This window comes from Yinghuangia soli (assembly GCF_021502675.1).
Classification (GTDB): domain Bacteria; phylum Actinomycetota; class Actinomycetes; order Streptomycetales; family Streptomycetaceae; genus Yinghuangia; species Yinghuangia soli.
The window spans coordinates 33834-55366 of the sequence record NZ_JAKFHA010000023.1; the positions used below are offsets into that span (position 1 = coordinate 33834).

Sequence of the window (21533 nt, forward strand, 5' to 3'; positions counted from 1 at the left end):
ACCAGATGGCGGAGCTCACGATCCGGCCGGAGGAGATCCGGGACGCGCTGGAGCGCTTCGTCGACTCGTACGAGCCGGACACGGCGTCGCGCGAGGAAGTCGGCACGGTCAGCGAGTGCATGGACGGCATCGCCAAGGTCGAGGGCCTGCCCTCGGTCATGGCCAACGAACTCCTGAAGTTCGAGGACGGCACCCTCGGCCTCGCGCTGAACCTCGACGTCCGCGAGATCGGTGTCGTCATCCTCGGTGACTTCAGCGCGATCGAAGAGGGCCAGACGGTCCGCCGGACCGGCGAGGTTCTGTCCGTGCCGGTCGGCGACGGCTACCTCGGCCGCGTGGTCGACCCCCTCGGCAACCCGATCGACGGCAAGGGCGACATCGAGAGCGAGGGCCGCCGCGCCCTCGAGCTCCAGGCGCCCGGCGTCATGATGCGCAAGTCGGTCCACGAGCCGATGCAGACCGGCATCAAGGCGATCGACTCGATGACCCCGATCGGCCGCGGTCAGCGCCAGCTGATCATCGGCGACCGCCAGACCGGCAAGACCGCGGTCTGCGTCGACACGATCATCAACCAGAAGAAGAACTGGGAGTCGGGCGACCCGACGAAGCAGGTCCGCTGCATCTACGTCGCGGTCGGCCAGAAGGGCTCGACGATCGCGGGCGTCCGCCGCTCGCTCGAAGAGGCCGGCGCGATGGACTACACGACCATCGTCGCGGCCCCCGCGTCCGACCCGGCCGGCTTCAAGTACCTGTCGCCGTACACCGGCTCGGCCATCGGCCAGCACTGGATGTACCAGGGCAAGCACGTCCTCATCGTCTTCGACGACCTGACCAAGCAGGCCGAGGCGTACCGCGCCGTGTCCCTGCTGCTCCGCCGCCCGCCGGGCCGCGAGGCCTACCCGGGTGACGTCTTCTACCTGCACTCCCGCCTGCTGGAGCGTTGCGCGAAGCTGTCCGACGAGCTCGGCGCCGGCTCGATGACGGGTCTCCCGATCATCGAGACCAAGGCGAACGACGTCTCGGCGTACATCCCGACCAACGTCATCTCCATCACCGACGGCCAGTGCTTCCTGGAGTCGGACCTGTTCAACCAGGGCGTCCGCCCGGCGGTCAACGTCGGTATCTCGGTCTCCCGCGTCGGCGGTTCGGCGCAGACGAAGGCGATGAAGTCGGTCTCCGGCCAGCTGCGTCTGTCGCTCGCCCAGTACCGCGAGCTCGAGGCGTTCGCCGCCTTCGGCTCCGACCTGGACGCCGCGTCGAAGTCCTCCCTCGAGCGCGGCGCGCGCATGGTCGAGCTGCTCAAGCAGGGCCAGTACTCGCCGTTCCCGATGGAGGAGCAGGTCGTCTCCATCTGGGCCGGCACCACCGGCCGCCTGGACGACGTCCCGGTCGAGGACATCCGCCGCTTCGAGACGGAGTTCCTCTCCTACCTGCGCAACTCGCGCAAGGAGATCCTCACCACGATCGCCGAGACCGGCAAGCTCGAGGACTCGACCATCGAGTCCATGGGCGACTCGCTCGCGGCGTTCAAGCAGATGTTCGCCAAGGCCGACGGCTCGCCGCTGGTCACCGAGGTGGCCGTCGACGCGCTGGGCAAGGACGAGGTCGGCCAGGAGACCATCAAGCGCCACGTCAAGTCCGGCAACTGAGAACGGAGAGACCTGACCCATGGGAGCCCAACTTCGGGTCTACCGGCGTCGGATCCGTTCCGTGTCGGCGACCAAGAAGATCACGCGCGCCCAGGAGCTGATCGCGGCGTCGCGGATCGTCAAGGCGCAGCAGCGCGTCGCGGCGGCCAAGCCGTACGCCGACGAGCTGACCCGCGCCGTCTCCGCGGTCGCCACCTTCTCCAACGCGAAGCACCCGCTGACCGAGGCGAACCCGGGCGCGACCCGCGCCGCGGTGCTGCTGGTCACCTCCGACCGCGGTTTCGCGGGTGCCTACAACTCCTCGGCCATCAAGGCGGCGGAGCAGCTCGTCGAGCTGCTCCGCGCCGAGGGCAAGGAAGTTGAGCGCTTCGTCATCGGAAACAAGGGCATCGGATACAACCGGTTCCGCGGCCGCGAGCTCGCGGGCGAGTGGAACGGTTTCTCCGACAACCCGCAGTACTCCGACGCGAAGAAGGTGGCCGGCGCGCTGATCGACGCGTTCGTCCTGCCGACCGCGGACGGCGGTGTGGACGAGATCCACATCGTCAGCACCGAGTTCGAGTCCATGCTCACGCAGAACGCGGTCGCGAAGCGGGTCCTCCCGCTCGTGGTCGAGGACACGGACGAGGAGCCGACCGGCGGCGCCTTCCCGCTCTACGAGTTCGAGCCTTCGGCTGCCGGGGTGCTCGACGCACTGCTCCCGCGGTACGTCGAGAGCCGCATCTACAACGCCCTGCTGCAGTCCGCTGCCTCCGAGCACGCGGCCCGCCGCAAGGCGATGAAGTCGGCCACCGAGAACGCCGAAGACCTCATCCGTACTCTGACTCGACTTGCGAACAACGCGCGCCAGGCCGAGATCACCAACGAAATCAGCGAGATCGTCGGCGGCGCGGACGCCCTGGCCGACGCGACCGCGGGGAGTGAATGAGAATGACTGCCACTGCAACGACGGCCCCGGCCACGGGCCGCGTCGCCCGGGTCATCGGCCCGGTCGTCGACGTGGAGTTCCCCGTCGACGCGATGCCGGAAATGTTCAACGCGCTGCACGTCACCGTGGACCTGAGCGACCAGGGTGAGGGCGAGGGCAAGAAGACCCTCACCCTCGAGGTCGCCCAGCACCTCGCCGACGGCATGGTCCGCGCGATCTCGATGCAGCCGACCGACGGCCTGACCCGCGGTTCGGTCGTCACCGACACCGGCGAGGCCATCTCGGTGCCGGTCGGCGAGGGCACCAAGGGCGTCGTGTTCAACGCCCTGGGCGAGCCGCTGAACGTGCCGAAGTCGGAGTTCAAGGTCACCGAGCGCTGGCCGATCCACCGCAAGGCCCCGGCCTTCGACCAGCTCGACTCGAAGACCGAGATGTTCGAGACCGGCGTCAAGGTCATCGACCTGCTGACCCCGTACGTCAAGGGCGGCAAGATCGGCCTCTTCGGTGGTGCGGGCGTCGGCAAGACGGTCCTCATCCAGGAGATGATCGTCCGTGTCGCGCGCAACCACGACGGTGTGTCGGTGTTCGCGGGCGTCGGCGAGCGCACTCGTGAGGGCAACGACCTCATCGAGGAGATGAAGGAATCCGACGTTCTGGACAAGACCGCTCTGGTCTTCGGCCAGATGGACGAGCCGCCGGGCACCCGCCTGCGCGTCGCCCTGTCGGGTCTGACGATGGCGGAGTACTTCCGCGACGTCCAGAAGCAGGACGTGCTTCTGTTCATCGACAACATCTTCCGCTTCACCCAGGCCGGTTCCGAGGTCTCCACGCTGCTCGGCCGCATGCCCTCCGCGGTGGGTTACCAGCCGACGCTGGCGGACGAGATGGGTGTGCTCCAGGAGCGCATCACCTCGACCCGCGGTCACTCGATCACCTCGATGCAGGCGATCTACGTCCCCGCGGACGACCTGACCGACCCCGCGCCGGCGACGACGTTCGCGCACCTCGACGCCACGACGGTGCTCTCGCGTCCGATCTCCGAGCTGGGCATCTACCCGGCCGTGGACCCGCTGGACTCCTCGTCCCGGATCCTCGACCCGCGGTACATCTCGCAGGAGCACTACGACTGCGCGACCCGCGTCAAGGGGATCCTGCAGAAGTACAAGGACCTGCAGGACATCATCGCGATCCTCGGTATCGACGAGCTCTCCGAAGAGGACAAGCTCGTCGTGCACCGCGCGCGTCGTATCCAGCGGTTCCTGTCGCAGAACACCCACGTCGCCAAGCAGTTCACCGGTCTTGACGGATCGGACGTGCCGCTGTCGGAGACGATCGAGGCGTTCAACGCGATCGCGGACGGCAAGTACGACCACGCCCCGGAGCAGGCCTTCTTCATGCTCGGTGGTCTCGACGACCTCGAGAAGAAGATCGCCGAGCTCGCCAAGGGCTGAACGCGAACGCAAGGGTGACGAGCGAGGGGCGGTCCGCTACGGGCCGTCCCTCGCCCGCCACCTGCCGCTTTGCGGTCTGCGGAACCCGGCAGGCGCTCCGGCGCGGCCGGGCCTCGCGGTCCCGGTTGGAACCGGGGTCCGCGGGACCGATATTCTGACAGCATCCCGCGCCGGTGATCCGGCCGCGCGGGACACGGCCGGGCCCAGCGCGCCCGCCCGTACGACCTGAGGAGCCACGTTGGCTGAGCTGCACGTCGAGCTGGTCGCGGCCGACCGCAAGGTGTGGTCCGGCGAGGCCACCATCGTGGTCGCCCGGACCACCGATGGCGACACCGGTATCCAGCCCGGGCACACCCCGGTCCTCGGGGTGCTCGAGTCCGGTCCGGTCACCATCCGCCAGGCGGACGGCACCACCATCGTCGCCGCCGTGCACGGCGGCTTCATCTCCTTCGCGAACAACGAGCTGTCGCTGCTCGCGGAGATCGTCGAGCTGGCCGACGAGATCGACGTCGCCCGGGCCGAGCGTGCGCTCGAGCGGGCCGGCGCCGAGAAGGACGCTGCCGCGGAGCGCCGTGCGGACACCCGCCTGCGCGCGGCCGGCGTCGGCCACTGACGCCGGGCGCACAGGCGTCGGCCGGGACCGGGACGCAAGGGTACGAGGAGGTCTGACGAGATGGTCCTCGTTCTTGTGGCGGTGGTCTTGGCCGTCGTCGTGGTTGCTGCCGCGGCGATCGGCGTATTCGCGCTGCGGCGGCGGCTGATCCAGCGGCCGGGCGGCACGTTCGACTGCTCGCTGCGCCGCCTGCCCGATGTACCTCCCGCCTCCCCGGCCGACTCGGCCGAGGGGGCGGACCCTTTGGCGGCCCCGGGCGGCGCCGGGCCCCGGAGCGCCGACGCCCCGGCGGACCCGCCGGCCGCCGGCGAGGCCGCGGCCGGCGACGAGGACCCCGCCCCGCCCGCCGCGGAGTCCGGCGACCACGGCAAGGGCTGGGTCTTCGGCATCGCCCGCTACAGCGGGGACCGCATCGAGTGGTTCCGGGTCTTCAGCTACGCCCCCCGCCCGCGCCGCACGCTGGAGCGCCACGACATCGTCGTGGTGCAGCGCCGGCTGCCGGTGGGCCAGGAGGAGCTCGCGCTGCTGGCCGGTTCCGTGGTGCTGGTGTGCAGTTACGAAGGCCAGTTCCTGGAACTGGCGATGAGCGAGGACGCACTGACCGGGTTCCTGGCCTGGCTGGAGGCCGCCCCTCCCGGTCAGCGCGTAAACGTCGCGTGATTTAGCGGTTGGCGCCGGGGACCCACAGGACGTCGCCGTGTTCGCGGTTGGCGTGCCGGGCCAGGATGAACAGCAGGTCCGAGAGCCGGTTCAGGTACTTCGCGGTGAGGGCGTTCATGCTGTCGCCATGCACCTCCAGCGCCGCCCAGGTGCTGCGCTCGGCGCGGCGGGCGACCGTGCGGGCCTGGTGCAGGAGCGCGGCGCCCGGGGTGCCGCCGTTGAGGATGAAGCTGCGCAGCTTGGGCAGGTCCTCGTTGTACTTGTCGCAGGCCGCCTCAAGGGCGTCGACGTACGACTCCTCGACGCGCAGCGGCGGGTACTTCGGGTCCTCGACGACCGGGGTGCACAGGTCCGCGCCCACGTCGAACAGGTCGTTCTGAATACGCGTCAGCAGAACGGCCACGTCCTCCTCCAGGCCGCCCATGGCCAGCGCGACCCCGATGACCGAGTTGGCCTCGTCGACGTCCGCGTAAGCGGTCAGCCGGGGGTCGTTCTTCGAGGTGCGGCTCATGTCGCCCAGCGCGGTGGTGCCGTCGTCGCCGGTGCGTGTGTAGATGCGTGTCAGGTTGACCATGTCTCCAAACCTACGCGGGTGTGTCACCACGCTGCGACACGTGTTCGGAACGGCCGTGCGGAGCCCATACGATGCCGTGATGGACAGGTTCCGGGTGACCGGCGGGGCACGGCTCGCCGGCGAGGTGCGTATCACGGGCGCGAAGAACAGCGCGCTGAAGCTCATGGCGGCAGCCCTCCTGGCGGAGGGGGTGACGGTCCTCGAAGAGGTGCCGAAGATCCTCGACGTGCAGATCATGAGCGAACTGCTGCGTCGGCTGGGCTGCGTGGTGGAGGGGGAGACCACCGGCACGCTGAGCATCGACGTCCCCGCGTCGCCCGGCCACGTGACGGATTACGACCTGGTGCGCAGCATGCGGGCCTCGATCTGCGTGCTGGGCCCGCTGCTGGCCCGCTGCGGCGAGGTGCAGGTGGCGTTCCCGGGCGGCGACGCGATCGGCTCGCGCGGTCTCGACATGCACATAGACGGGCTGGTCAAGCTCGGTGCGACGGTCGAGAACGAGCACGGCTACCTGATCGCGAAGGCGCCCAAGGGGCTGGTCGGCACGCCGGTGTGGCTGGACTTCCCGAGCGTGGGGGCGACCGAGAACATCCTCATGGCGGCGGTGCTCGCCAAGGGCACCACGGTGATCGACAACGCGGCGCGCGAGCCGGAGATCGTCGACATCTGCACGATGCTCAGCGGCATGGGCGCCAAGATCGAGGGGGCCGGCACCTCGACCATCGAGATCCACGGTGTCGACGGGCTGAGCCCGGTGCGGCACCGGACCGTCCCGGACCGCATCGTGGCGGGCACGTTCGCGGTGGCCGCGGCGGTGACGCACGGGGACGTGACGGTCCGCAACGCGCGGCCCGAGCACCTGGAGATCGCCCTCGACAAGCTGACCGTGTCGGGGGCCGCGGTGACCACGGTCGAGGACGGCTTCCGGGTGGTCATGGACCGCCGCCCGGGCGCGGTGGACGTGGTGACGCTGCCGTACCCCGGCTTCGCGACCGACATGCAGCCGCAGTTCGCGGTGCTCAACGCGGTCTCGGACGGGCACGCGATGATCACCGAGAACATCTTCGAGGCGCGCTTCGTCTTCCTGCAGGAGCTGCTGCGCCTGGGGGCGTCGATCCGGACCGACGGGCACCACGCGATCGTGCGCGGGGTGGACCGGCTCTCCGGTGCCCCGGTGCTGGCCACCGACGTGCGGGCGGGGGCCGGGCTGGTGCTGGCGGGACTGGTCGCGGACGGCGAGACGCTGGTGAGCGGGGTGCACCACATCGACCGGGGGTACGACGACCTGGTGAACCAGCTGCAGGTGCTGGGCGGGTCGATCGAGCGCGAGCCGGAGCCCGAGCCGCGCTTCTGAGTGCGGCGTACGAGGCCCGCGAAGGCATTTCTGACGGCCCGTCAGCTCTCCCTGGGGGAGCAGGCGGGCCGTCGGCGTTCCGGGGCTCGCAGGGGACCTCAGGCGGCGTCGGGATAGCGGGTGAGGGCGAGCCGCGCGGCCTCTTCGTCGGGCGGCCACACCATGACCCGCAGTCCGTCGGTGGTCTCCACCAGGGTGCTGCGGATCCCGTCCGCGGCCAGCGAGCGGCACAGCCGCCGGCCGTGCACCGCGTCGGCCGGCGCGGCGACCGCGATCAGCAGGCCGTAGTCCTCCGGCGCGCCTTGCTGCGGCGACCGGGGCACCAATGACGTACCGCGTCCGAACGCCCAGCGCAGCAAGAGCGCCAGCACGCCGACCACGGCGAACCCGACCAACGGCGTGAGCAGGTACGAACGGTCCATTTGACCTCCCCTCCAAGACTGCCGCACGGGGTGTACAAGGGACCAGCGGCGGCGCCCGATCGAGTGGCCGTTACCCTCGGCCAAGGACCGCCGCACGACCGCATGTACGAGAGAGGTTTTCGACGTGACGAAGAAGATCGCCGTCATCGGTGCCGGGCTCATGGGAGCCGGCATCGCCCAGGTGTCCGCCCAGGCCGGGTACGAGGTCACCCTGCGCGACGTGACCGACGCCGCGCTGGAGCGCGCCCAGGGCGGCATCCGCGCGTCGTACGAGAAGTTCGTGGCCAAGGGCAAGATGTCCGCGGAGGACGCCGAGGCCGCGCTCGCGCGCCTGACGGTGACCACCGACCTGGACGCGGTGGCCGACGCCGACCTGATCGTCGAGGCGGTCTTCGAGAAGATCGAGATCAAGCAGGAGGTGTTCCGCCAGTTGGACGCCGTCGCCAAGGACGGCGCGGTCCTGGCGAGCAACACCTCGGCGCTGCCGATCACCCAGATCGCCGCGGTCACGAACCGTCCCGAGTTCGTGGTCGGCACGCACTTCTTCTCGCCGGTCCCGCTCATGCAGCTGTGCGAACTGGTCCGCGGCTACAAGACCTCCGACGAGACGCTGGCGGTGGCCCGCGCGTTCGCCGAGGGCGTCGGCAAGACCTGCATCGTGGTCAACCGCGACGTCGCGGGCTTCGTGACCACGCGCCTGATCACCGCACTCACCACCGAGGCCGTGCGCCTGTACGAGGCGGGCGTCGCGACCGCCGAGGACATCGACGTCGCCTGCAAGCTCGGCTTCGGCCACGCGATGGGCCCGCTGGCGACCATCGACCTGACCGGCGTCGACATCATGCGCAACGCCACGAGCAACATTTACGAAGAGACCAAGGACGAGAAGTTCGCGCCGCCGGAGCTGCTCAACCGCATGGTCACCGCGGGCGACCTGGGCCGCAAGAGCGGCAAGGGCTTCTACGACTACAAGTAGGCCGTGCGGGGGCGGATGCCCCCGGATGCGCGCCCGACATGCGTAACCGCCGTCCGACAAGGACAATTCGCGCGGAAATGGCGTGGAACGCATGAGATATGCACGACAGGCGGAAATAGGCCGGACCGGGAATGATCCCGGTCCGGCCTTTGTCGCTGAAAGGGGTGAAATTCCTCAAGGAATCGGAGTAATCGCCTACTCCGGTGGTCTGATGAGGACGCAAACGCGCACCAGGACCGGATCTGTCCCCGACCGGAGGAGGCGACACATGCATGTCTGGGGCGACGACCGTGAACTGCACCTGAGCGGAACGCTGGACGTGCACTCCGCCGCCGACGTGCGGGCCCGGGTGCACACCGCGGTCGACCGCGGCACCGGCGACTTCGTGCTCGACGTCTCGCGCGTGGACACCTTGGACGCCACCGGCCTCGGCCTGCTGGTGGCCATACACCGCCGCGCGGGCCGCCGCGAACGCCGGTTCGTGCTGCGCGGAGCCACCCCGGCGGTGCACCGGATCCTGGTCATCACCCGGCTGCACCGGATCCTGGTCCTGCAGGGCGCAGTCGCGGCGTGACCCGCGCTGCTGCCCGTCCTGCGCCCCGCTGCCCGCCGAGCGCGCAGCAGCGGCTCGGCGGGCAGTTGCCGGCCGCCCGACGCGGCCGGCAGTCCGACTACGGCCGGCAGTCCGGCTTCAGCGAGGAGGGCGTGCGCGTCGCGTCCTCGCCGACCGTGAACGGCGCCGCCCCGCCGTCGAACGTCACCGTCCACCCGTTGACCGTCGTTCCGGACGCCGGGCTGTCCAGCACCCAGCGCTTCGGCTGCGTGCTCTGGCAGGTCAGCCCGGCCAAAGTGGCGGGGGCCTCGGGGCCCGCCTCGGTGATGATGCGGGTGATCTCGGCCTGCGTCGCGGGCCGCGACGCGGACACGATGCCGCCGTAGGCCATGGTGAAGGCCAGGCCTTCCGCTACCACCTTCGGGTTGACCGGTCGCGGGGTGCATGTGATCGAGGTGATCAGTCCGGCCGCGTCGACGGTCACGCGCGCTTCCTTGTCCTGGAGCGCCCGGCCCTTGTAGAGCCGCACGATCGCGATGAACCGCCCGTCGCCGGAGGAGTCCAGTACGCCGATCTGCGGGATCAGGGCACCGTTGACGCCTGCGGTCCCGCAGTGCGCCCGGGGCAGCTCGGTCGCCTCCTTGCCGGGCGCGAAGAGCGACTGGGCGGGCGCGGGCTGGTAGGTCGTCCGTCCCGACGCGTCGGTTTCCGCGGTCGTGTAGAGCCGGCGCAGGGTTGCGAGGAACTGCCCATGGCCGCTGCTGTCGGGGTTCCCGGCGTTCTGGCCGGTCTGAGCACCGGTGCGAGTGCCGTTCGGCGTACCGGTGCCGGTCCGCGGGCCGGTCGGCTCAGCAGTCGGTGCGGATGCCTGCGGAGCCGGGGAGTCGGACGCCGATGCGGTCGGCTGGACGGTCACGCCCGCCTTTTCGCCCGCATCGCCCGGTGCCAGCGCCACGACGGTGCCACCGGCAAGTACCGCGACAGCGGCTGCGGCCGCGACGGCGGTGTACCGGCGGTTGCGCCGTCCGCGCACGGTCGCCCGGATGGCCTCGGGGTCGAAGGCGCGCGGCGTCCGCCGGTCGGCGAAGTCGCGCATGCTGCCCGCCAGTTCCGCTTCGAAGCCGTCGCGGGCCGACGGGGTGGTCCGGTCGGTGTTCATACGGCCTCTCCGAACGGCAGGTGGATGACGTCCGCGCCCGGCCCGTCCGAGCGCGCCGCGTCGTGCATGTGCGCGCGCAGCTTCGCGAGTCCCCGTGCGGCCTGGGAGCGCACTGCTCCGGCCGTGATGTCGAGCGCGTCGGCGATCTCCGCATCGCTCTGCTCGTCGAAGTAGCGCAGGACCAGGACGGTCCGCATCCCCATCGGCAGCCGGAGCAGCGCACGCATGAGCTCGTCGCGGTGCTCGATGCGTCCGTAACCGGGCTCCGGCCGGGTGCGGTCGTCCGCGAGCGGGACGGACGGCGCCTGGTTCAGCTGCCGCCAGCGGTCGTTGGCGAGATTGGCCACGATGCGCCGCACGTACGCTTCCGGCGAGTCCGCGATGCCGATCCGGGCCCAGTTGCGGCAGGCCTTCTCCAGGGCGTGCTGCACCAGGTCCTCGGCGGTGTGCAGGTCGCCGACCAGCAGCGTGGCGGTACGCACGAGTGCGCCCGAGCGGGCGCGTACGAAGTCCGCGAAGTCGACCGGCGCGGCCTCCGCCGCATTATCCGGTCGTGGCGGCTTCCTGAGTATTCCGCGTAGACGCATGGCCCCCGTCCTGGTTCGCCGCGACGTGCCTGTCGCCGATATGACCGGCCGGGGGAGTGGCCTGCTGCACGCCGCCTGCGAGTGTGACCCAAGTCACATTCGCGTGGCATTCGTCAGTCTTTGCAGTCGATGCGGGAGAGCTTGCCGTCCTGGGCTTCCACGGTGATCTTGGTGAAATGGAACACCAGGAGGGACCACGACGTCACCGGACCGGACGTGGTCGCGGAGTCGGCCATCCAGTAGCTGGGCATCCGGCCGCAGGCCAGGTCCTGGGGCTTGATGGACGGCACGGCGTGACGCGAGGTGAGTGCTGCTGCGGTGGCCTCGGCCGGTTCCGCGCCGTCCCGCCCGAACAGCCCGGCCATGCCGCCGTACAGGGAGGTGAGGGGAACCGCGGGCACCTGCGCCGGGACGGGCGCGGCGGAGCAGGTGCCGTCGGTGACCATGGAGAGCTTGTCGTCCTGCTTGACCACGGCACGCTGGGCCAGCATCCGGTCGCCGCGGAAGAACAGGACCTCGGTGCCTGCTGCGGACGGTGTGCCGATGAGGACGCCGTTGATCCCGGTCATCCCGCAGGAGATGGTGCCCGGTGCGGATGCGGTGCCCCAGGCGGTGTCGAACGCCTTGTCCGAGGCGAAGTTGAAGCGCCGGATCAGCTCGTCGGGTTCGAGGAGCATGTCGGTCGACATGGGAGGCAGTCCGGCGAGTGGAGTGGGCTCGGAGCCCGGCAGCGCGTAGCGGAGCAGTACTTGCTGGTAGAGCGAGCGCAGGATCACGGGGCGGTAGTCGTCGTCCGGGGCCGACGACGGTGTGCCCGATCCCGAGGGTGCGGTCGCGGGCGGGGCGGCCGGGGTCGTGCCGGCCGGGGCGGGCGTCGGCGGGGATGATGGCGGGCTCCGACCGTGCAGCGCATTCGCGTGAATTCGATCGCTTCTTTCCGCAGGCGAGATATCTCTGTCTGCTTCTGTCATCCCTTGAACGGGTTCGTCGGCGGCCCGCGGATCCGACACAGTGTCAGATCCGGCGCCCAAGATGTGGCGGGGCACACCCTGCCGAGGCCGATTACCCGTCAGTACACTCCGAGGTAAGCAGGGCCGCGTCTCGGTGCGGCGTGCGCCGGACCCCGGGCAGCATGGGGCCGGTAGCCGTCGTCCGTACGGGGCCCGGAACCCTCCCGGAGGTCCCCCGTGGCGAGCCAGACGCCCTCAGCTCAGCCCTCTCCCGACCGGCCGACGCGCGACCGCCCCTGGGTCATGCGTACGTACGCGGGCCACTCCTCGGCCAAGGAGTCCAACGCGCTGTACCGCCGGAACCTGGCCAAGGGCCAGACCGGCCTCTCGGTCGCGTTCGACCTGCCCACGCAGACCGGCTACGACCCGGACCACGAGCTCGCCCGCGGCGAGGTCGGCAAGGTCGGCGTGCCGATCTCGCACATCGGCGACATGCGGCAGCTCTTCGACGGCATCCCCCTGGAGGGGATGAACACGTCGATGACCATCAACGCGGTCGCGCTGTGGATGCTGGCGCTCTACCAGGTCGCCGCCGAGGAGCAGGGCGCGGACATCGCCAAGCTCAACGGGACCACGCAGAACGACATCATCAAGGAGTACCTGTCGCGCGGGACGTACGTCTTCCCGCCCGGGCCCTCCCTGAAGCTCATCACCGACACGGTCGCGTACACCGTCTCGAACATCCCCAAGTGGAACCCGATCAACATCTGCAGCTACCACCTGCAGGAGGCCGGGGCCACGCCGGTGCAGGAGATCGCGTACGCGATGTGCACCGCGATCGCCGTGCTGGACGCGGTGCGCGACAGCGGCCAGGTGCCGGCCGAGCGCATGGGCGAGGTCGTGCAGCGCATCTCCTTCTTCGTGAACGCCGGCGTGCGGTTCGTCGAGGAGATGTGCAAGATGCGCGCCTTCGTCGAGCTGTGGGACGAACTCACCCGGGAGCGCTACGGCGTCACCGACGCGAAGGCCCGCCGCTTCCGCTACGGCGTGCAGGTCAACTCGCTCGGCCTGACCGAGGCGCAGCCCGAGAACAACGTGCAGCGCATCGTGCTGGAGATGCTCGCCGTCACGCTGTCCAAGGACGCCCGGGCCCGCGCGGTGCAACTGCCCGCCTGGAACGAGGCGCTGGGCCTGCCGCGCCCGTGGGACCAGCAGTGGTCGCTGCGGATCCAGCAGGTCCTGGCGTACGAGTCGGACCTGCTCGAGTACGACGACATCTTCACCGGCTCCGTGGTGGTCGAGCGCAAGGTCGCCGACCTGATCGCGGGCGCCAAGGAGGAGATCGACCGGGTCCAGGCGATGGGCGGCGCGGTCGCCGCGATCGAGTCCGGCTACATGAAGTCGCAGCTGGTCGCCTCGCACGCGGCCCGCCGGGCGCGCATCGAGGGCGGCGACGAGATCGTCGTCGGCGTCAACAAGTTCGAGACCACCGAGCCGAACCCGCTCACCGCGGACCTGGATGCGGCGATCTTCGTGCCGGACGCCGCGGTCGAGACCGCGGCCGCCGCTGCGGTGCAGGCCTGGCGCGCGGACCGCGACCAGGCGGCCGCCGACGCGGCCCTGGACCGGCTCCGGGTCGACGCCCGGGCCTGGAAGGCCACCGGCACCAATGCCGCGGTCAACCTGATGCCCGCCACTTTGGACTGCGTGCGGGCCGGGGTGACCACCGGGGAGTGGGCGCACGCGCTGCGCGACGAGTTCGGCGAGTACCGCGCCCCGACTGGCGTCTCCGGCGTGGTCGGCGTGCAGGAGGGCGGCGCCGAGCTGACCGCGGTCCGCGAGTCGGTGCGCGCCACGGGTGAGGAACTCGGCGGCCGGCTGCGGCTGCTGGTCGGCAAGCCGGGCCTGGACGGGCACTCCAACGGCGCCGAGCAGATCGCCGTGCGGGCCCGCGACGTCGGCTTCGAGGTGGTCTACCAGGGCATCCGCCTGACCCCCGCGCAGATCGTGGCCGCCGCGGTCGAGGAGGACGTGCACTGCGTCGGCCTGTCGATCCTGTCCGGCTCGCACCTGGAGCTCATCCCGGACGTGCTGGCGCGGATGCGCGAAGCCGGCCTGGACGACGTCCCGGTCGTGGTCGGCGGCATCATCCCGGCCGCCGACGAACAGGCCCTGCTTGCCCAGGGCGTCGCCGCGGTGTTCACCCCGAAGGACTTCGGCATCACCGAGATCATGGGCCGCATCGTGGCGGAAATCCGCAAGGCCAACGAGCTGGCCTGAAGGGCCGACGAACAGGGCTGAAAGGCCGACGTCTTGGCTTGAGCCGGTCGGAACGGAGACGGCAAGAAGGGCCCGCGCGACCGCGCGGGCCCTTCCGCTGCTTTCCGACGCTGCTGCTAGATCGCCGTGTTCATGTCCGTGGTGATCTCGGCTGCGCTCAACGCCCTGTTATACAGGCGTACTTCATCGATCTGGCCGGTGAAGTACTCGCCCCACACGCTGTTGCCGCCGATGCGCAGGTCACCCGTTCCATTGGTGAGTGCGCCCGTCTGCGCGCGCGAGGCCACCTGGGCGCCGTTCACGTAGAAGCGCATGGTCGCGCCGTCGTACGTGAACGCGATGTGCGTCCAGGTGTTCAGGGCCAGGTTGGCCGGCGAGCCGAGGGACTGGTCGACCGTGCCGATGCGGCAGTAGCCGGCCGCCCGGTCGTCGCCGCCCGCATACAGGCCGTACGACAGGGCGTTCGTCCCGCGCTCCTTGAGCAGCACGGTCCGCCAGCCCGTCACCGACGCGGGCTTGACCCACGCTTCCATGGTCACCTTGTCGGTCATCGACAGCGACGCGCTGTTCGCCACCGTGACCCACGCGTTGGTGCCGTTGAAGGTGAGGGCCTGGCCGTACCGGCCCGCGGTCCACGCCGTGTTGGCCGCGGTGCCGTTGTTGCCGTTGCCGGACGTGTCGGCGACCGCCGTCCCGGTCCCTGCGTTGAACCCGTACGCCGCCACCAGGCCGCTGGGTGCCGCGACTTCCTGGTAGACCGCGGTCAGGGTCTGCGCGGTGGCCAGTGCGACGATGTTGTGCGACTGGGTGCCCCCGTCCGACCACGAAACGAACTGGTACGTCTTGCCGTTGAGCGTCTGCGGCGACGGCGCCGCGATCGAGTTGGTGCCGCCGACGATGACCGTTCTGGTCACCGGCGCCGCGCTCTGCGTGGAGTTGAAGCCGAGGTTCAGGCCGGCCGGCGAACTGGCCAGCGTGATGTTCACCGTCTTCGGATCCAGCCGGACCCCCGAGGTGCCGGTCAGCCCGCCGGAGTCCGTTGCGGTGAGCCGCACTTCGAGCCACGACGGGTACTCGTGGTCGACCGCGGTGAACGTGCCGCTCGCGACGCCGTCGAGCGAGGTCACGGTGTGCTCGTGGCAGGTGCTCGGCGTCGTGCAGTGGTTCATGATCAGCGTCCAGCGCAGTGCGGACGCCGGCAGATTGCCGTCCTGCGGATCGGTGGCCCGCCCGCTGAACGGGATCGGATCGCCGACCTTCCAGGTCAGCGCGCTGGTCGGGGTGTCGATGATCGCGGTCGGCGGCGCATTGCCCGCGGTGATGGTGGTCTGCGCGGTGCCGCGCAGGCCGGTGGGGTCGGTGACGGTGAGCTGCGGCTGATAGGTACCGGGCGTGGTGTACGTCCACGACGGGGTCGCGGACGTCGAGTCGACCGTGCCGTTGCGGTCGAAGTCCCAGGCGTAGGTGAGGGTCTGGCCCGGATCCGGGTCACTGGACGTGGTCCCGCTGAAGGCCACGGCCAGCGGCACCGCGCCGCTGGTCGGGGTGGCGGTGATGCGGGCGATCGGCCGGCTGCCGGTGTAGTGGATGCGCCCGATGCGGCCGCCCTCGAAGTCGACGTAGTAGATGTCGCCGTCCGGGCCGGTCTTGAGCGCGACCGGGTTCACGGCGGTGGCCACGACGATGCGCTTCGCCGGGTCGGGCACGCCGTTCGCGTCCGGTCCCATCGCCCAGATGCAGCGGCGGCTGTGGTCGGCGAAGAACAGCGCGTTCTGGTACGCCGTGGGGTAGTTGTTGGCCGACGAGAAGGCGATACCGCTGATCGCCGAGCCGTTGGCGGTCGGGCAGCCGTCGCCCGCGACCACGGCGGCCGCGTGGTCGTAGGCGTAGTGCGGGGCCTTCACCGCGCCGGTGCCGGCCGCGTACAGGTTGTTGCACAGGTTGAGGTTGATCGACTCGTAGCCGCCCTGGCGGCCGTTGCCTTCGTAGCAGGGCCAGCCGAAGTTGGTCGCCGCGGACGTGGTGCTGATCCGGTCGACCTCCTCCCACTTGCCCCAGCCGACATCGCCCAGCCACAGCTCGCCGGTCCCGGGGCGGAAGCCCATCCGGAACGGGTTGCGCATCCCGTACGCGAGGATCCGGCGCGCATTGGCGTCCGAGCTGCTCGCGAACGGGTTGCCGGGCGCGCCCTGGCCGGTGTTCGGGTCGATGCGGATGACGGTGCCGTCCAGGCCGGCCGCGTCGCCGGTGGTCCGCATGTCCTGCGAACGCAGCGCGCCGCCTTCGGCAGTGGGCGCGGTGAGCGCGGTGCCGACCGGGGAGGGCGCGTCGGCGCACGGGTTGGCGGGGATCGGGTCCTTGCCCGGGATCGCTCCGCTGGTGCCGGTCTGGCCGTAGTCCGCCCAGTCGAAGCTGGCGCCGTCGCCGGCCGAGGCGTACAGATAGCCGTCGGGGCCGAAGGCGAGCGAGCCGGTCGAGTGCGACGGGAACTGCTGGCACCAGTCGGTGATCAGCACCTGCTCGGGGCCTGCGGTGTTGCCGCCGCCGACCGCGGTGAGCTTGGAGAGGCGGCCGGTGATGACGCAGCCGTACGTCTGGGCGCCGGGCGGCGTCGCGCAGTTGTCCGCGCTGGTCCCGGCGGTGCCCCAGTAAGGGGCGGTCTTGCCGGGGGCGGCGTCGTGCGCGTACAGCACGAACACGGACGGGTCGGCCGGGAAGTTGGGTGAGACCTCGATGCCGAGCATGCCGCGGTCCCAGAAGTTGAACACCTGGGTGCGCAGGTCCGCGAAGACCGTCGCGGTGGGGTCGGAGAGCGAGTCGAAGACCTTGACGATCCCGGACTTCTCGGCGACGAACACCCGTCCGTCCGGCGCGAATTCGATGTCCGCGGGATCGGTGAGGCCGGAGAAGGCGGTCTGGTCCTCGAAACCGGCCGGGACGGCCGCGGCTGCTTGCGCGGCCTGCGCGGTGGTCTTGGACCGGCTTCCGCCGTCGGACGTGCTGCCGGACGCGCTTCCGGAGGTGAAGATCTCCGGGCCGGTCCGGGTACCGGACGGTGCCGGTGAGGTGTCCGCGGGCGCTGCGGCGAGCGCGCCGGTCGCGGACGGTGCGGTGGCGAGCATCACCGCGGCGAGCAGGGCCGCGGTCGCGGCGGCGGTGCGCCGCCGGTGCCGCGTACGCGTACGCGTGGGTGTAAGGGATTTGCGGGATATGGGCGAGATTCGGGGTAGGCGAGAGAGCGCGCTTTTGCGCGTGCGGGTACTGCCGGTCATGAAGCCCCCCTGGACACGAACCGACGAACCGACGGGAAGAGGTGCGCCCGCACCCGGGTCGGCCGGGCACAGGGTGGCGCTGTTCCTCGCGCGAGCAGGCGGAGTGCAGGTGTGCCTGTGTGTCTGTATGGCTGTGTGCCTGCTGTACCTGTGTGTCCGTGTGCCGGCGGGACTGAGCCGATCGCCGTCGGCACACATGGGCAGAACCTTAGGGCGGTGCGGATTGCGGTGTTGTGCCTTTGCCGTAAAGAAGACTGATGGTCTGTTAGGGAAGCCGGTGCTTTGCGTGGTTTCCTGTGGGTATCCGACGGTCGGGTGACCTCGCGTCGGTTACGCGCGTTGTGGAGAGTGGGCGAAGGTTTGGCATCGAAGGGCGCGGCAGGGCCTGGTCCGGTGGCACGCTGGTGCAGGTGTGGCGGTCGCCGAGGCGGCGCGGCACACTGATGATCCACATCCGGGCGGCAGCGCTCTCGGGACGGCCGCCCGGCGGCGTCCGAGCGGCCCGCGTGGCCCGCGGGGCCGGATGGGGGCCACACACCGGGGCGGGGCGCGGCAGGGGGCGGACGGGGATCGAAGGAGAGCGATGGACGCAACCCCGCGGGGTGTCGGGGAGGAACACCCGACCCCGCAGGGCCGGGGCGGAGCTGCGACCGGAACCCGCCAGGACTCCTCGGCGGCGGTCCGGGACACGGCATCCGGCACCTCGGCCGGGCGACCGCCCGGCGACGAGGCGCGCGACGGACGAGGCACGGCCGACCCGGCCGGCACCCTCGCCGCGGACGCACCGGCTGTACCTACGGAGTCAGGCCCGGTCGATGCGCCTGACGCGCTGGACACATGGGATGAGTGGGACGCACCGGAGCGGGCCGGTGGCGGGGAACGGGCCTGGGAGCAGGGCGGGGAACAGGGCACGGAACGGGGCAGGGCGGCGGAACAGCACGGGCAGGCCGAACGGGGCGAGAGCGTGATGCGTGGGGGGACCGGACCGGGGGGTCTGGAGGACCGGGAGAGCCGTGCGGACCGCGGCTACCGGGAAGAGCGCAGAGGGGAGCGCATGGGGCGGGCGGAACGCGTCCGCTTGGCCATGCGTACGGGCGATGCAGCGGACTCGGTGACGGCGGGCTCGGTCGCGGGCTCGGATTGGGGCTCGGATCTGGGCTTGAGCCTGGGGTCGGACGCGGGTTTGGACGCAGGTAATGGGAACGGCGCCGCTGCGGCGTCGGGCGCGGGGATGGAGACGGAGGCGTCGACGGCGCCCGAATCGGTGTCCGATTCGGTGTCCGAATCGACGTCCGCGGCTGCTTCTGGACCGTCCGACGAGCCGGTGCGTCCGCGCCGTCCGTCACGTGTGGAATACCCGTGGCGCCGCACGCGGTTCGAGGACGACACCGACGATGCCGACGACCACGCGAGCGGCTTCGAGGACACGGCGTCACCGCTGCGCAACGGGAAGGCCAACGGCGCCGCGTCGCGTCCGGCGGACGGCACGCAGAATGGATCCGGCGCCGAGCACGACGCCCGGGCCGGAGCCGCGATCGAGGCCGCGGCCGATGCCCGGACGCAGGGCCGGGGCAAGGCTCCGGGAGCCGACCCCAGGACCGGATCCGCGTACGACGGCGTTAAGGGGCGGACGCCGGGCCAGCCGCAGAACCAAGCGCACGGACAAGGCCATTCCGCGGACCAGGGCCAGCGGCACACCCAGGCTCAAGACCGGAGCCAAGGCCAAGGCCAAGGCCAAGGCCAAGGCCAAGGCCAGGTTCGAAGCCAGGCCCAGAACCAAGCGCAGTCGCAGCCCCAGGCTCAGCCGCAGGCTCAGGGGTCGGCCCAAGGCCAGGCGTTCGGCGGCCGCACGTCGTATCCGAACGGCCTCGCCGGCCCGGGATCGCTCGTCCAACTCGCGGTGGGCAACCACCTGTTGACCATCGGCGGCCCGGACGGCAGCGAGATCGTCCCGCTGCCCGCGACCTCGCGTCCGCTGCCGGTCCGCAAGTCCGCGCCGCCTCGTTCGATCGGATACCCGCCGATAGGGCGGCAGGCCGAGATCGCCGAACTCCGCGGACTCCTCGCCCGCGGCACGTCCGTCCGCGTCGGCGGACCCGCCGGGATCGGCCGCAGCACGCTGCTGCGCTACCTGGCCTCAGGTGACGCCGCGGGAGCACCGGACGGCGTCGTCTTCCTGACCGGGCACAAGCGCGGACTGGACGACCTGCTCCAGCAGTTCCACGACGCGTGCTTCGCAGGAGAGGCGTACCGGCCGACGCGCGAGACGCTCGCCGACCTGCTGGCCGAAGTGGCGGCCCTGGTCGTCGTGGACGACCTCGACCTGCCCGCGGACGAGGTCGAGGAACTGCTGCGCATCGCACCGGAATGCGTCTTCCTGGTGGCCTCGTCGTCCAGCGGTGCCTCGGGTGCGTCCGGTGCTGCGGGAACCCACGGCAGCTCCGGCCTCGCCGCCCTGGCGGGTCTGCCGGGCGGGTCGAGCGCGTCCGGCGGGTCCGGCTTTCCCGGGCTCCCTGCGCTGCCCGGCGACAGCTCCGGATCGCCGAGCCGGGCGGATTCGCCGTTCTACGAGATCACCCTCGGCGGCCTGCCGCAGGAGGCGGCGTTCGCGCTGCTGGCGCGCTGCGCCGGACGCGAACTCGACGACGAGGAACTGGCCTGGTCCGCGGCGCTGTGGTTCGAGGTCGACGGGCACCCGGGCCGCTTCGCGCAGGCCGGTGCGCTGCTCGCCCGGCTGGGTACCGGCGTCCAACCCGACGATCACGACGAATTCGGCGGTCTGTCAGGGGACTTCGACCCGTTCGAGTCTTTCGACGCATTCGGCTCCGAGTTCGGGTTCGCCGCTCCGGAACTGCCGTCCCCCGGAGAGCCGCAGCTGTTCGTGCCGCGGCTCATCCCGCTGCTGTCGCGTCCGGCCCAGCAGGTGCTGCGCCTTGGCGCGGCGCTCGACGGCGTCCTGCCCGATCCTGCCCACTTGCCTGCTCTGACCGGCGCGGTCGACGCGCACGGCGCCGCCGCCGAACTCGTCGCGGCCGGCCTGGTCGTCGTCGAATCGGGCCGCTACCGGCTGGCCGGCGGCGTCGCGGACGAAGCGGCCGGGCTCATGCGCGGCCCCTCGTCATGGGCGGTCGCCGCGATGCAGCACTTCACCTGGTGGGTCTCGCACCCGACGGTGACCGCGGCGCAGGTGGCCGAGGAAGCGGACGTCATCCTCGCCTGCCTGCGCGAGGTACAGCGGCTCGGGAAGCCGAGTTCGGTACGTGTACTGGCCCGCGCGGCGGCCCCGGCGTTCGCGTCCGCCCTCCGCTTCGAGGCGTGGCACGACTGCCTGGAGATCGGCGGTGCAGCCGCGGGGGCGTCCTCCGCGGCTGCCGAACAGGCTTGGTTCCACCACGAGTTGGCCGTACTCGCACTGTGCTCGGCGGACGTCGGGCAGGCCCGCGAGCAGGCCACCGCGGCCTCGCGTCTGCGCGACGCGGGGGACAAGCGGGGGATAGCGGCCGACCGGCGGATCCTCGTCCTGGCGGGCGAACGCCCGGGCGCCTTCGGCATCGACACGAGCGCTGCGGCGGCCGCGGGGCGGCGCCGGGCGATGTCGGCCTCTGTGTCCGGCAAGCGCGGCGTTATGACGTTGGGCGCCGCGGGCGTGCTGGTGGCGACCCTTGCGGTCATCATCGCGATGGGCAGCGACGCACCCGGCAGCGGCGGCGGCAACACGCCGTCGACCGGCGTCACGGTCACGGGCGGGACGGCCGACCCGGGAAGTGCCCCGGCGGGCGCGGGAATGCCGGGAGTGCCGTCCTCGGCGGGCGACCGTACGCCGGGGGGAACTCCGTCCACGGGACGTTCCGGCAGCCGTACCCCCAGTGGCATATCCGGCACCCCGGGAACGAAGACGCCGACGTCGACCCGGGGTGCCACCACGAGACCGGCGACCCAGACCACCCCGCCGGCCAACCCGAACCCCAACCCGGGCGGGAATCAGCCGGGCAACCCGCCCCCACCCGTCCAACCGCCGCCGCAGCCCACCCCGAGCCCGACCACCGAGTCCCCGACCGCGACGGCGACCGAAACGCCGTGAACTGCCTTACTGAGGGGGCGTTTC

At 71.1% G+C, this 21533-nt stretch carries 16 protein-coding genes; 10 read left to right on the plus strand and 6 right to left on the minus strand.

Annotated features, from left to right (window positions below; genetic code table 11):
• Positions 1-5: 5 nt before the first annotated feature.
• The 5 genes from atpA to LZ495_RS29645 all read left to right on the plus strand — a co-directional run bounded on the left by atpA (position 6) and on the right by LZ495_RS29645 (position 5301).
• Positions 6-1649, plus strand: coding sequence for a F0F1 ATP synthase subunit alpha (gene atpA, locus LZ495_RS29625; RefSeq protein WP_235056016.1), 1644 nt, complete (start codon positions 6-8; stop codon positions 1647-1649).
• A gap of 19 nt (positions 1650-1668) precedes the next feature.
• The gene (locus LZ495_RS29630; protein ID WP_235056017.1) at positions 1669-2577 is read left to right on the plus strand and encodes a F0F1 ATP synthase subunit gamma; all 909 of its coding nucleotides are present in this window, start codon (positions 1669-1671) and stop codon (positions 2575-2577) included.
• A gap of 2 nt (positions 2578-2579) precedes the next feature.
• Positions 2580-4028: a F0F1 ATP synthase subunit beta gene (gene atpD, locus LZ495_RS29635; protein ID WP_235056018.1), complete on the plus strand. Its 1449-nt coding sequence runs from the start codon at positions 2580-2582 to the stop codon at positions 4026-4028.
• Positions 4029-4266: 238 nt separating this feature from the next.
• On the plus strand, positions 4267-4641 hold the full coding sequence (locus tag LZ495_RS29640; RefSeq protein ID WP_235056019.1) for a F0F1 ATP synthase subunit epsilon: 375 nt from the start codon (positions 4267-4269) through the stop codon (positions 4639-4641).
• Positions 4642-4701: 60 nt separating this feature from the next.
• Positions 4702-5301, plus strand: coding sequence for a DUF2550 domain-containing protein (locus LZ495_RS29645; protein WP_235056020.1), 600 nt, complete (start codon positions 4702-4704; stop codon positions 5299-5301).
• A 1-nt stretch (position 5302) separates the two neighbouring features.
• On the opposite strand, the gene LZ495_RS29650 is transcribed toward LZ495_RS29645, so the two are convergent.
• Positions 5303-5875, minus strand: a complete 573-nt coding sequence (locus tag LZ495_RS29650; protein WP_235056021.1) for a cob(I)yrinic acid a,c-diamide adenosyltransferase — start codon at positions 5873-5875, stop codon at positions 5303-5305.
• Positions 5876-5954: 79 nt separating this feature from the next.
• On the opposite strand from LZ495_RS29650, the gene murA reads away from it, so the two are divergent.
• Positions 5955-7229 (plus strand): UDP-N-acetylglucosamine 1-carboxyvinyltransferase, encoded by a 1275-nt coding sequence (gene murA, locus LZ495_RS29655; RefSeq protein WP_235056022.1) that lies wholly within the window; start codon positions 5955-5957, stop codon positions 7227-7229.
• Positions 7230-7327: 98 nt separating this feature from the next.
• Here murA and LZ495_RS29660 read toward each other — a convergent pair whose 3' ends face one another.
• Positions 7328-7651: a hypothetical protein gene (locus LZ495_RS29660; protein ID WP_235056023.1), complete on the minus strand. Its 324-nt coding sequence runs from the start codon at positions 7649-7651 to the stop codon at positions 7328-7330.
• Between the two features lie 124 nt (positions 7652-7775).
• Between LZ495_RS29660 and LZ495_RS29665 the strand changes: the two genes are divergently transcribed.
• Both LZ495_RS29665 and LZ495_RS29670 read left to right on the plus strand, forming a co-directional pair.
• The gene (locus LZ495_RS29665; protein WP_235056024.1) at positions 7776-8627 is read left to right on the plus strand and encodes a 3-hydroxyacyl-CoA dehydrogenase family protein; all 852 of its coding nucleotides are present in this window, start codon (positions 7776-7778) and stop codon (positions 8625-8627) included.
• Positions 8628-8895: 268 nt separating this feature from the next.
• A complete protein-coding gene (locus LZ495_RS29670; protein WP_235056025.1) occupies positions 8896-9201 on the plus strand; it encodes an STAS domain-containing protein in 306 nt (101 codons plus the stop codon).
• Positions 9202-9298: 97 nt separating this feature from the next.
• On the opposite strand, the gene LZ495_RS29675 is transcribed toward LZ495_RS29670, so the two are convergent.
• The 3 genes from LZ495_RS29675 to LZ495_RS29685 all read right to left on the minus strand — a co-directional run bounded on the left by LZ495_RS29675 (position 9299) and on the right by LZ495_RS29685 (position 11702).
• The gene (locus tag LZ495_RS29675) at positions 9299-10339 is read right to left on the minus strand and encodes a hypothetical protein (RefSeq protein ID WP_235056026.1); all 1041 of its coding nucleotides are present in this window, start codon (positions 10337-10339) and stop codon (positions 9299-9301) included.
• Positions 10336-10926 carry a SigE family RNA polymerase sigma factor gene (locus LZ495_RS29680; protein WP_268823504.1) on the minus strand — a complete coding sequence of 197 codons (591 nt, stop codon included), beginning with the start codon at positions 10924-10926 and terminating at the stop codon, positions 10336-10338. The genes LZ495_RS29675 and LZ495_RS29680 overlap by 4 nt, the downstream gene beginning before the upstream one ends.
• A gap of 113 nt (positions 10927-11039) precedes the next feature.
• The gene (locus LZ495_RS29685) at positions 11040-11702 is read right to left on the minus strand and encodes a hypothetical protein (protein WP_235056028.1); all 663 of its coding nucleotides are present in this window, start codon (positions 11700-11702) and stop codon (positions 11040-11042) included.
• Between the two features lie 411 nt (positions 11703-12113).
• Between LZ495_RS29685 and LZ495_RS29690 the strand changes: the two genes are divergently transcribed.
• Positions 12114-14156, plus strand: a complete 2043-nt coding sequence (locus LZ495_RS29690; protein WP_308268661.1) for an ethylmalonyl-CoA mutase — start codon at positions 12114-12116, stop codon at positions 14154-14156.
• Positions 14157-14272: 116 nt separating this feature from the next.
• Here the strand turns inward: LZ495_RS29690 and LZ495_RS29695 are convergent, their stop codons facing one another.
• The gene (locus LZ495_RS29695) at positions 14273-17278 is read right to left on the minus strand and encodes a LamG-like jellyroll fold domain-containing protein (protein ID WP_235056030.1); all 3006 of its coding nucleotides are present in this window, start codon (positions 17276-17278) and stop codon (positions 14273-14275) included.
• A gap of 1498 nt (positions 17279-18776) precedes the next feature.
• Here LZ495_RS29695 and LZ495_RS29700 point away from each other — a divergent pair.
• A complete protein-coding gene (locus LZ495_RS29700) occupies positions 18777-21509 on the plus strand; it encodes a hypothetical protein (RefSeq protein ID WP_235056031.1) in 2733 nt (910 codons plus the stop codon).
• Positions 21510-21533: the final 24 nt, after the last annotated feature.

Coding starts and splice junctions, on each gene's coding strand:
- atpA (WP_235056016.1), top strand. CDS start 6: ATGGCGGAGCTCACGATCCGGCCGGAGGAGATCCGGGACGCGCTGGAG.
- LZ495_RS29630 (WP_235056017.1), top strand. CDS start 1,669: ATGGGAGCCCAACTTCGGGTCTACCGGCGTCGGATCCGTTCCGTGTCG.
- atpD (WP_235056018.1), top strand. CDS start 2,580: ATGACTGCCACTGCAACGACGGCCCCGGCCACGGGCCGCGTCGCCCGG.
- LZ495_RS29645 (WP_235056020.1), top strand. CDS start 4,702: ATGGTCCTCGTTCTTGTGGCGGTGGTCTTGGCCGTCGTCGTGGTTGCT.
- LZ495_RS29650 (WP_235056021.1), bottom strand. CDS start 5,875: ATGGTCAACCTGACACGCATCTACACACGCACCGGCGACGACGGCACC.
- murA (WP_235056022.1), top strand. CDS start 5,955: ATGGACAGGTTCCGGGTGACCGGCGGGGCACGGCTCGCCGGCGAGGTG.
- LZ495_RS29660 (WP_235056023.1), bottom strand. CDS start 7,651: ATGGACCGTTCGTACCTGCTCACGCCGTTGGTCGGGTTCGCCGTGGTC.
- LZ495_RS29670 (WP_235056025.1), top strand. CDS start 8,896: ATGCATGTCTGGGGCGACGACCGTGAACTGCACCTGAGCGGAACGCTG.
- LZ495_RS29675 (WP_235056026.1), bottom strand. CDS start 10,339: ATGAACACCGACCGGACCACCCCGTCGGCCCGCGACGGCTTCGAAGCG.
- LZ495_RS29680 (WP_268823504.1), bottom strand. CDS start 10,926: ATGCGTCTACGCGGAATACTCAGGAAGCCGCCACGACCGGATAATGCG.
- LZ495_RS29695 (WP_235056030.1), bottom strand. CDS start 17,278: ATGCTCGCCACCGCACCGTCCGCGACCGGCGCGCTCGCCGCAGCGCCC.